At 34.7% G+C, this 10680-nt stretch carries 10 protein-coding genes and 1 pseudogene; all 11 read left to right on the forward strand.

Features of this window, described 5'->3' with window-relative positions:
• Positions 1–665: acetate/propionate family kinase (locus Q0E71_RS05530; protein ID WP_294796848.1), on the forward strand; the 665-nt coding region annotated here is incomplete at its 5' end.
• 116 nt (positions 666–781) lie between these two features.
• Positions 782–961 (forward strand): 50S ribosomal protein L32, encoded by a 180-nt coding sequence (rpmF, locus tag Q0E71_RS05535; RefSeq protein ID WP_019214681.1) that lies wholly within the window; start codon positions 782–784, stop codon positions 959–961.
• Positions 962–1179: 218 nt separating this feature from the next.
• Positions 1180–1257 (forward strand): annotated as a pseudogene (locus Q0E71_RS06800) (XRE family transcriptional regulator); the annotation flags it as partial.
• Positions 1258–1355: 98 nt separating this feature from the next.
• On the forward strand, positions 1356–1835 hold the full coding sequence (locus tag Q0E71_RS05540) for a Csac_0668 family 2Fe-2S cluster-binding (seleno)protein (RefSeq protein ID WP_294796867.1): 480 nt from the start codon (positions 1356–1358) through the stop codon (positions 1833–1835).
• Positions 1836–1979: 144 nt separating this feature from the next.
• Positions 1980–2237, forward strand: a complete 258-nt coding sequence (locus Q0E71_RS05545) for a hypothetical protein (RefSeq protein ID WP_294796851.1) — start codon at positions 1980–1982, stop codon at positions 2235–2237.
• Positions 2238–2794: 557 nt separating this feature from the next.
• Positions 2795–3769 carry a phosphate acyltransferase PlsX gene (plsX, locus tag Q0E71_RS05555; RefSeq protein ID WP_294796854.1) on the forward strand — a complete coding sequence of 325 codons (975 nt, stop codon included), beginning with the start codon at positions 2795–2797 and terminating at the stop codon, positions 3767–3769.
• An 8-nt stretch (positions 3770–3777) separates the two neighbouring features.
• Positions 3778–4008: an acyl carrier protein gene (locus tag Q0E71_RS05560; RefSeq protein ID WP_058260540.1), complete on the forward strand. Its 231-nt coding sequence runs from the start codon at positions 3778–3780 to the stop codon at positions 4006–4008.
• On the forward strand, positions 4008–4721 hold the full coding sequence (locus tag Q0E71_RS05565) for a ribonuclease III family protein (protein ID WP_294796858.1): 714 nt from the start codon (positions 4008–4010) through the stop codon (positions 4719–4721). The genes Q0E71_RS05560 and Q0E71_RS05565 overlap by 1 nt, the downstream gene beginning before the upstream one ends.
• A complete protein-coding gene (locus Q0E71_RS05570; protein WP_294796861.1) occupies positions 4718–5797 on the forward strand; it encodes an elongator complex protein 3 in 1080 nt (359 codons plus the stop codon). The genes Q0E71_RS05565 and Q0E71_RS05570 overlap by 4 nt, the downstream gene beginning before the upstream one ends.
• The gene (gene smc, locus Q0E71_RS05575; protein ID WP_294796862.1) at positions 5784–9287 is read left to right on the forward strand and encodes a chromosome segregation protein SMC; all 3504 of its coding nucleotides are present in this window, start codon (positions 5784–5786) and stop codon (positions 9285–9287) included. The genes Q0E71_RS05570 and smc overlap by 14 nt, the downstream gene beginning before the upstream one ends.
• Before the next feature lie 292 nt (positions 9288–9579).
• The gene (gene ftsY, locus Q0E71_RS05580) at positions 9580–10470 is read left to right on the forward strand and encodes a signal recognition particle-docking protein FtsY (RefSeq protein WP_349267128.1); all 891 of its coding nucleotides are present in this window, start codon (positions 9580–9582) and stop codon (positions 10468–10470) included.
• The last annotated feature ends 210 nt before the right edge of the window (positions 10471–10680 follow it).

Here is a 10680-nt window from a genome sequence, read left to right on the forward strand (position 1 = left end):
TCCACGGAACTTCTCATAAATATATAGCACATAGAATGGCTGAAATACTTAATAAAGATTTATCAGAACTAAACATAATCAACTGCCACTTAGGTAATGGATCAAGTTTAGCTTGCATTAAGAATGGTAAAGTTTACGATACATCCATGGGTGTTACACCGCTTGAAGGCCTTGTAATGGGTACAAGATCAGGTGATATCGACCCAACTGTTGTTACATTCTTATGTGAAAATGAAAATATTACTCCACACGAAGCTAATCAATGGTTAAATAAAAAATCAGGTGTACTTGGCGTTTCTAAGCTAAGCTCAGACTTTAGAGACCTTGAAGAAGCAAGAGATAAGGGCAATGAAAAAGCAGGACTTGCACTTGATATGTTCACAAACAGAGTTAAGAAGTACATCGGTGCTTACATGGCTCAAATGCCAGAACTAGACGCCATCGTTATGACTGGTGGTATTGGTGAAAACTCTGACACAATGAGAAGAGAAATTCTTCACGGACTTGAACACCTAGGCATAGAACTAGATGACAAGAAGAACGACGGAACTAGAGGAAAAGAAGTAGACATCGCTAAAGATGGCGCTAAGATTAAGATCTACATCTGCCCAACAAATGAAGAATTAATGATAGCAAGAGACACAAAGGAAATTATTTCAAAATAATTTAAAATAAGATAGAAAAAGTCTTGACAAAAGAGATAAAAAACAGTATAATTGTAATGTTATAAATGCGAATTAGTAAAGAAATACATTTACTGTAAGTTAAGGAGGTGTTTTTAATGGCAGTACCTAAAGGACGTACATCAAAACAAAGACGTAACAAGAGAAGAGCTTCATCTTATACATTAAGAAAAGCAACATTCGTTGAATGTCCTCAATGTCATGAAATGAAAAGACCACACAGAGTATGCATGAGCTGTGGTTATTACAATGGTGAAAAGGTTTTAGATGTTGAATAAAAAATACTCAGGTTAATCGCCTGAGTTTTTTTATTATTGCGTATTTGTTCCTATTAGATCCAATTGATTTGGAGCAGTTCCAAGTGGGACAAGTAAAAAAACAAGGACTATCTCAATAAATACTAACGCAAGCACAAGTATAAAATAGGCTAAATTGATTTATCAGCCTATTTATGATATAATATATCTTAACAATAAAACGGATAAGGGGTAATAATATGGCGGTTTCTTATAAACCATTATGGCACTTATTGGTAGAAAGAGAAATGAACAAAGAAGACTTAAAAAGAGCTGCAAGCTGTAGATCCATTGAAAGAGGTATTAGATATCCTGATTAACTATAGAAATAATATTTATTTAGACAGGAGGAAATAAAGTGAGTCAAGAAAATAAGATAAATCAATCTTGCTGAGGTTCAATACAAAAAACCACTGGTACAGTGGAAGAAAAAGCAAATTGCCCCAAATGTCACAAAATAGGAGAAAAGGTTAAGAATATAACTGTAAAGCATATGGTATCAGAAAACCTTATGGGAAAGGTTGTAGATGAAGAAACTTACTATTTATGTATGAATGAAGATTGTGATGTCGTGTATTATAACTTAAACAATGAAAGAGTTTTTTATAAGGAAGATGTAAAAGTTCCTATATGGTTTAAAAAGGATGCAAATCCCAAATATATATGCTATTGCAACCAAGTTACAGAGCAACAAATTATAAACGCTGTTTTAGATGATGGTGCAAAGAATATTAAAGATATTATTAGACTTACAGGGGCAATGAAAAATGCAAAGTGCGAAATTAACAATCCTTTGGGTAAATGCTGTAGTCCTTTTATTCAAGAAACCATCAATAAGGCATTAAAAAGCAAATAATAGTTTGCGACACATAATTTATAAAGTACGTCACAACAGTAATAAAATTAAAAATAATAAAAAACTATAGAATTAAAATTTTAGCGGTTCAGATGTAAAAGTCTGGGCCGCTTTTTTATTTTTCCCGGAAAGGAGGTCACCTATATGGTAAATGATGAAGTTAATAATAAGGCTATAAATATTGAGATAAAAGTGGCTCAGTATTCAGCAAAGGCTATTTTAAAAGCTATGAAAAAGATTATAGAATATGCCAATGAAAAAAGTCAACAACTTGCAGATTATATTAGTGAAAAAAGAAAAACTAATTCAAGGAAACTTAAGGATATAGTAAAGAAAGGTCATCTGGAAAATATTGATAAGCAAATCGAAAATAAATTCAATGTTTTTAAGGATTACGCATAAAGGCGTAAAATAAATTGGGGGTTTGTTAGAGATAAAGATACAAGACTTTATATTAACAATACAAACTACACAAAAGAAATGAATAATGAAAATTGGAAAAGGTTGGAAGATTTATTTTAATGCGTTGTTAGATGACAAGAAATTTAATAATGAAACTTTTAAAGAGATAGCATAAATGTTATCTCTTTTTTATTACAAGAAATAAGGTATATATAGGAGATAGAAATTAAAAACGCTATCGTCTTTTTTATATTAAATACTGGTAAAAATATTAACAAGAAATTTGTAACGTTTTGATTTTTCAATCGTCTAACTATTAGAAAGCAAGAAAGGGTGTGATTTTATGGACTATGATTACGAAATAATATATAAAGAATATTTTTCTAAAGTATATTTATATGTTTTGACCATTAGTCATGATGAACATATAGCTGAAGAAATCACACAAGAAACTTTTTTTAAAGTAAAATAACTACGTATCTCATCTCATTCATAAAAAACTTGATTTAATAGGCAAAATAATGTATAATAATTATGGATTTAGAACGGAGGAAATTATGAAGTTATTAATTGATACACAAGGCGGCGACAATGCACCTAAAGCTATGCTCATGGCTGTGCAAAAAGCAAAGGCAGAGGACAGCTCTTTAGATTTTGTTTTGTTCGGCGATAGAAAAGAGATTGAAGAGCATCTTGGAGCTGACGCAGCGAATTATGAGATAGTTCAAACTGAAGACCTTATAACAAATGAAGATGAAGCGGCTCTATCCATAAGAAAGAAAAATAAAGCATCCATAGTCCTAGCATCAAAGTACTTAGTGGAACATGACGATGCAGATGCCTTTATATCATCTGGATCAACTGGCGCGCTTCTTGCGGCAGCTATGCTTATAGTAAAGAGGATAGACGGCTTTAAAAGAGCGAGTATACCAACATTCTTACCGGGAATAAAGGGACCAACACTACTTTTGGATTCAGGGGCCAATGTTGACTGCGAGCCAGAATTTATTTATGAATTTGCAAAACTTGGATCAAAGTACGTTGAAAAGCTACTTGGCATAGAAAGACCAAAGATTGCTTTGGTATCTAATGGCGCTGAAGCTAAAAAGGGTAATGAGCTAACTAAGAAGGCTCATGAAATACTTAAAAATTCAGAACTTAATTTTATTGGCAATATCGAAGCCAATGAAGTGCTTACAACTGATGCAGACATCATCGTTCAAGACGGTTTCGTAGGCAATGTAATACTAAAGGAGCTTGAAGGAGCTAGCAAAGTCTTTGTGGGAAGCATAAAGAACTTTATAATGAAGGATGAGAAATATTTCTCCTCTGATGAAATGAAGATGTCATTTTTAAAGGATGTCATGTCTCTTATGGGACTTACTAAGTACGGCGGATCGCCTGTCTTAGGCGTAAATAAAGCAATAATCAAAGCACATGGCAACAGTGATGAGAAGGCATTTTACTTAGCTATAAGAAATACTGTTGACTTTGTGAATTCAGGAGTTATAGAATATTTAAAGGAAAATTAGGAGGAGCTATGTTAGAAGAAAAAATTAAAGAAATAATTGCTAAGCAATTTAAAGTAGATCTTAAAGATTTAAAGGACGAAACAAGATTTAAAGAAGACTTAAAGGCAGATTCCATCGCCATAGTTGAATTAATTATGAATTTAGAAGACGAATTAAATGTAAGCCTTGATGATGACAAGGTTACAAGTGTTAAAACAGTTGGAGAGGCAATCGCATTAGCCGTAGAAGCTGCAAAATAATGAAGAATTCTGATATATCCGATGCTCGCGAAAAGCTCAAAAGCTTGCAGGCGATTATCGGATATAATTTTAATGATGAAAATTTGCTCTTCACTAGCTTAGTTCACAAGAGCGCTAGTGAGGCGGAGACATTGACTGCAGCATATAATGCACAGAGCCTTGAGTTTCTTGGTGACAAGGTGCTTTCATATGTCTTGGCAAAGTATTTATTCACTAAGTACATAGACAAGGACGAAGGCGCTCTATCAGAGCTTATTGCTATGCTTGGCAAAGCTTCATACCAAAATATGGTTGCTAAAAATCTTCATTTGGATGAGTACATCTATATGGAAGCAAATTTAAGATTAGATCTTGATAAGACTTCGATACTCTCTGATCACTTAGAGGCCTTGATAGCGGCTATTTACCTAGACTCAGACATTAACACAGCTGAGAAATTTATACTGGATAAATATTTAAAAGATGCCAATATGCTCTTAGACGCGAATAATGATTTTCTAAATTATAGAAATATTTTGATTGAATATGCTCAAAAGCATGGCCTAGACTTAATATTTACGCTATTAAAAGAATATGGACCAGATAATGATAAAAGTTTTGAGTACAAAGCTGAGCTTGATGGGCACAAAGCCATTGCTAGAGCGAAGACAAAGAAGGCTGCTAAGCAAATGGCTTCGAAAAAACTTGCGATTGAGATGAATTTGATAGAATGAAAAAAAACTATATAATACCAATTTTTATACCGCATCTAGGCTGCCCAAACGATTGCATTTTCTGCAATCAAAAGAAGATAGCCAAGGATTATGATGCGCAAAAAGAAGAAAATATAAAAAATGATATAGAAAAGTACTTGGCTCTATATGAAGGCAAGGAGGGTATTGAGCTTGCTTTTTATGGAGGCAGCTTCACTGCGCTTGATTACCCACTTATGCTTAGCTACTTAAAGCTTGTAAATACATATATTGAGCGTGGCCTCATTGATAGCATAAGGATATCGACAAGGCCGGACGCTATAAGTGAAGAAATTCTTGACGAGCTTGAAAAGTATAATGTAAAAACCATTGAGCTAGGCGCGCAGTCAATGAATGACGCTGTTTTAGATGCGCTTAGGAGAGGTCATAAGGTGACTGACACCATTCGCAGCGCTAAATTGATTAAGGATAGAGGCTTTACTCTTGGACTTCAAATGATGACGGGCCTATATAAGTCCACTAAAGAGATGGATATAGCTACAGCTGAAGCGATAGCTGCGCTTGAACCGGACTTTGTAAGGATATATCCAACTCTTGTAATAAAGGATACAGAGCTTGTAGATAGACTTGAAGACGGCTCATACAAGCCCTTGGATGTGGACGAAGCAGTTGATACGCTTAAGAGCATAGTTATCATTTTTGAAGCAAAAGACATTGAGATAATTAGGATAGGTCTTCAAACTACTGATAATATTCAGCTAGGTAAGGACGTAGTGGCAGGGCCATTCCACCCAGCGATACGCTCCTTAACATACGAGGCAATCTACCTTGACATCATAGAAGAATTTGTAGAGCTTAATAAAATCACAAATGACTTCACCATAGCATCTTCAAAAAAAGTCGCTTCATACTTGAGCGGCTCGAAGAAGGTAAATAGAAAGAAAATTTATCAAAAATATAAAATAAATTACGATATAAAAGGCATCTTTGATGAGGACGATAGGCTAATGTTTTACGATGGAAGCCCGCAAAGCTACTCATTTAAGGAGCTTATAAAGAATAAGTACGAAAGGGGCAAATATTTTGCGTTTAAATAAATTAATATTGAAGGGCTTTAAATCCTTCGCAAATAAAACTGAAATAGTCTTTACCCCTGGAGTTACAACGATTGTAGGGCCTAATGGAAGCGGTAAGAGCAATATATCTGACGCTGTTAGATGGGTTTTAGGTGAGCAAAGCAATAAATCGCTTAGAGCGAACAAGGCTAGTGACGTAATCTTCCAAGGAACTGAAGAGAAAAAAGCGCTTGGTTACGCTCAAGTAAGCATAATATTTTCAAATGACGATAACGCTCTACCGGTTGAATACCAAGAGGTTGAGGTCACAAGACGCATGTACCGCTCAGGCGAGAGCGAATTTTTAATCAACAATAAAAAGGCTAGGATGAAGGACGTTAGAGAGCTTTTCCTAGATACAGGCGTTGGTAAGGACGGTTACTCCATCATTGGCCAAGGAAGGATAGATGAGATACTATCAAATAAACCAGAGGACAGGAGAGCCATATTTGAAGAGGCATCAGGCGTTAGTAAATATAGATATAAAAAAGAAGAATCTTTAAGGAAGCTTGATAAGACTGAGGCAAATCTATTAAGAATAAAAGACATTCTTTATGAAATAGAGCAAAACGAAGCGAGACTTAAGGGCGAATCGGAAAAAGCTAGAGAGTACAAGGGCCTTATGGAAGAGTACAAAAAGGTCGACGTATCTATTTCATATAACGCTTATGAAAAGATAGAGAAGAATTTACTTAAATTCACTGCGGATAAAGAAAGACTCATTGATGATTTAAAATTAAGTGAAATAAATAATAAAGAAGTCGAAGAGAGCGCTGCGCCACTACAAGCTGAACTTAAGCAATATGAGGCGCTTATTGATGAGATTAAAGAGCAAAGGAATAAAGATCTTAGAGACTTTGATATCAATAGGCAAAAGCTTGAGATAAACAAAGAAAAACTTAAATCAATAGAAGACAAAGTGCTTGATAACAAATTAAAAGAGAAAGAGCATGAGAATAAATTACTAGAATCAGAAGAGAAGATAAAAACGCTATCTCTTGTAAAAAAATCAAGTGAAGAAACTTTATTAAATATAGCTAAGGACCTTGAAGCACTTAAAAACGAAAATGCGTCTTATGATAGAACTAGCTACGATGAAGCTATGAATATGGGTCTAAAGCTTGATAAGGAGCTTGAGGCGCTAAGACTAAGTATAGAGAACTACAATAATAATAAAACTACTCAAAATGAAAAGCTTAAGGACATAGAGAAAAAAATAAATGATAAAGAAGATGAATTAAATAAGCAAAATGAAGAATTGGACAAAGCTAGTGAAGAGCTTGACGAATTAAATAAGCTATTTAATGAAAAAGAAAATTTATATAAAAGAGCTAAAGATGAAATCACAGCAAAAGTTGATGATTTAGCAAAATCAAAGGACGCCTACTTTACTTTAGAAAATGACCTTAGAGTTTTACAAAAGAGCTATGAGATGCATAAAAATCTTGAAGAGAACCTTGATGGCTACTACAGAAGCGTTAAAGAGATAGCTAAGGCAGCTAAGAAAAATTATTTCAAGTCTGATTCAAGGCTTGTGGTTGACATATTTAACTGCGACGAAAAGTATTCACTTGCCATAGAATCAGCACTTCAATCGAATCTGCAAGCCATAGTCATAGACAGAGACGACGATGCTAAAGAATACATCGACTTTTTAAAGAAGAATAACTATGGTAGAGCGACTTTCTATCCGCTTAATAGATATACTTCCAGATCAAACGAAAACTACAATATTAATGACAAAGATGCCATAGGTTTTGCGAGTGAACTTATTACTTTTGATAAAAAATATGACAATCTATTCAAGAGCCTGCTTCAAAGAACAGTTGTAACGACTACTTTTGATGCCGCCTTGAGAATATCGAAAGTCCATAAGCAATATAGATACGTAAGTTTAGATGGACAGATAATTAATTCATCTGGATCAATAGTTGGCGGTAGCCAAGTTAAATCCTCATTTATTTCGCGTAAACATATGCTTACTAAGCTAATGGATGAGATAAAAGAGAAAGAAAACGCTCTAGTTGATGCTAAAAAACTTCTTATTAATAAGGAAGAAGAGATTAAACTAGAAAAAATCTCTTATGATAAGCTAAATGAAGAAATCATTGCAATAAATGAAAAGATAAATACTGCTAAGAAGGAGATTAATTCACTTGAGATAAACATAGCCTTTGCTCAAAGAGATATAGGCGAAGCAAAGACTCAAAGAGAAGAGCTTACGAAAGCACTTGTAGCGCTTGAAGAAGATATATCTCAAGGCACAAAGGATTTAGAAGAGCTTAAGAATAAAAAGCTTGAGCATGAGAAGAAGATAGAAGCCGAAAAAGAACTTATTAAGGGCTTCGAAGAAGAAAAGGATAGGCGTAATGAAAAGCTACTTCAAATAAGCGTTGAAAAATCTACTTTAGAGATAAAGCTAGAAAAAACTCTTGAAGATATCGCTTTTTCGGAAGAATATATAGCTAGGTCACAAGAGATTAAAGATGGCCTTGCAAGCGAATTTAAAGAACTAAGCCAAAATAAAGAAGCTCTTGAAAATGAAAATGCCCTCATCATGGACTTCTTAAAGAAGAATGAAGAGCTTGAGCAAGAATACATTGATAAGATTAATCAAAAGACAGACGAAAAAGAAAAAGTTTTATCCAAGATCTTTGCTCTGCAAAATGAGATAAAGACTTGTCAAGAGGGCATAATCGCCATCAAGGACGAGATCAACAAGAATGAGGTCCTACTTGCTCGTAACGAAGTAATGAAGGATAATATCAAAGAAAAGCTATCAAACGATTACTTTATAAATGTTGAAAATATTGACAAGGACAGCCTAGTTAAGGCAAGCACTAAAGATTTAAAAGAACTTCAAGAAAAAATCGATGCGCTTGGTGATGTATCATTATCATCCATAAAAGAGTACGAAGACACATTGACAAGGCTAGAGTTTTTAAGAAAGCAATATGATGATATGCAAGAGTCTAAAGAGGACTTACTAAATATAATTGACGATATCGACGAAACTATCAAGATAAAGTTTAAAGATAATTTCAATATTATTCAAGGATATTTCTCAGAGATATTCCAAAATCTATTTGGTGGCGGCGAAGCGAAGATATATATAAGCGATGAAAATGATATACTCAACTCGGGTATAGAGATAGAGGCGCGTCCACCAGGAAAGAGCATGCAGTCACTAAGCCTACTATCAGGCGGAGAGAAGACATTAACAGCGATAGCTTTATTATTCGCAGTACTAAAATCGAAGCCATCGCCATTCTGTATACTTGACGAGATAGACGCGGCTCTTGATGACGCCAACATAAGTAAGTACACAGCTTATCTTGATAGGATTAAGGACGAAACACAATTTATTCTTATCACGCATAGAAAGGTAACTATGGAGATATCAGACGCTATATATGGCATTACTATGAAAGAAAAGGGCATAAGCTCAATACTTTCGATGAAATTAACTTAAGAGGTGAAATATGTTTAATTGGTTTAAAAAGAAAAATAAAGATGAAGAGCAAAAAAAGGTTCAAGAACAAAAAGTAGATATAGTCACTGAGGAGCCTGGTCAAAGGCCTTTGGATGAAGAAGCAAAAACGATTGACGAAGCAAAAATGAATGCTGAGGCAAAATCAAATGCTGAAGCAAAATCAATTGACGAAGCAAAATCAAATGCTGAAGTAAAAATGAATGACGAAGCAAAAGTAAATGAAGAAGCGCCTGAAGAAGTCAAAGAAGAAAAATCATCTTTCTTCAAGAGAATGTTCTCAGGGCTTGAAAAGACAAGACAAAATCTAAACTACAAGCTTCAAACTGTCTTCAAAGGCACAGACATTGACGACGACTTCTACGACGAACTAGAAGAAGTTCTAGTCACATCAGACATTGGTGTTGAAACTGTTATGAACATCATCGACAATCTAAAAGAAAGACTCGTTAGAGAAAACATTTTAGAGAGAAAAGATGCTTTTCCTATATTAAAGGATGAGATCAAGAATATAATGAATGATAATATTACTTCGAGGGATTTGAAGCTTGAGCCATCTCCAGCCATACTTTTAGTTGTTGGTGTCAATGGTGTTGGTAAGACGACTACCATAGGCAAGCTTAGCTACCAATTCAGACAAGAGGGCAAAAGCGTTTTGATCGCCGCTGCCGATACATTTAGAGCGGCTGCCATTGAACAGCTTAAAGAATGGGCCAATAGAGCAAACGTTGACATCATCGCTCATGAGGAGTCAGCTGATCCGGCAAGCGTTGTCTTTGATGCAATAATGGCGGCTAAGGCGAGAAAGACTGATATACTTATCTGCGACACAGCAGGTAGGCTTCATAACAAGCAAAACTTAATGAACGAGCTTAATAAGATCAAAAGAGTTATCGATAGAGAGTTTCCTAACGCGGTTAAAGAAAATCTATTGGTTCTTGATGCGACTACTGGTCAAAACGCCATAATACAAGCGAAGTCCTTTAAGGAGACAAGTGACATAACAGGCGTTTGCGTTACTAAACTTGATGGCACTGCCAAGGGAGGCGTCATCATTGCACTTGAGAGCGAATTACATTTGCCAGTTAAGATTATAGGTGTCGGTGAAAAGATAGAAGACCTTCAAGCTTTTAACGTCGATGACTTCGTTGAAGCATTATTTTAAAAATATTTAAATAATTTACAAAAAAGTATTGACAAAAGTCAATCTATATAGTATTATATTAACTGTCAAGTAAATAGCTTGACAGTTTTTTATGTGATAACACTAAGAACGACACGAGTTTTATAAGGAAAAAGATAAAATGAAAGTACTAGATGATTATATATATATCGGAAGACTCTTGGACTTCTACGGAAGCCTATTAACAGAGAG

The sequence above is a fragment of the uncultured Fenollaria sp. genome (genome assembly GCF_934202865.1).
In the GTDB taxonomy this organism is placed as follows: Bacteria; Bacillota; Clostridia; order Tissierellales; family Peptoniphilaceae; genus Fenollaria.

Excerpts from the sequence above, each read along its gene's own strand:
- rpmF (WP_019214681.1), top strand. The coding sequence starts at position 782 with ATGGCAGTACCTAAAGGACGTACATCAAAACAAAGACGTAACAAGAGA.
- Q0E71_RS05545 (WP_294796851.1), top strand. The coding sequence starts at position 1,980 with ATGGTAAATGATGAAGTTAATAATAAGGCTATAAATATTGAGATAAAA.
- plsX (WP_294796854.1), top strand. The coding sequence starts at position 2,795 with ATGAAGTTATTAATTGATACACAAGGCGGCGACAATGCACCTAAAGCT.
- Q0E71_RS05560 (WP_058260540.1), top strand. The coding sequence starts at position 3,778 with ATGTTAGAAGAAAAAATTAAAGAAATAATTGCTAAGCAATTTAAAGTA.
- Q0E71_RS05565 (WP_294796858.1), top strand. The coding sequence starts at position 4,008 with ATGAAGAATTCTGATATATCCGATGCTCGCGAAAAGCTCAAAAGCTTG.
- Q0E71_RS05570 (WP_294796861.1), top strand. The coding sequence starts at position 4,718 with ATGAAAAAAAACTATATAATACCAATTTTTATACCGCATCTAGGCTGC.
- ftsY (WP_349267128.1), top strand. The coding sequence starts at position 9,580 with ATGTTCTCAGGGCTTGAAAAGACAAGACAAAATCTAAACTACAAGCTT.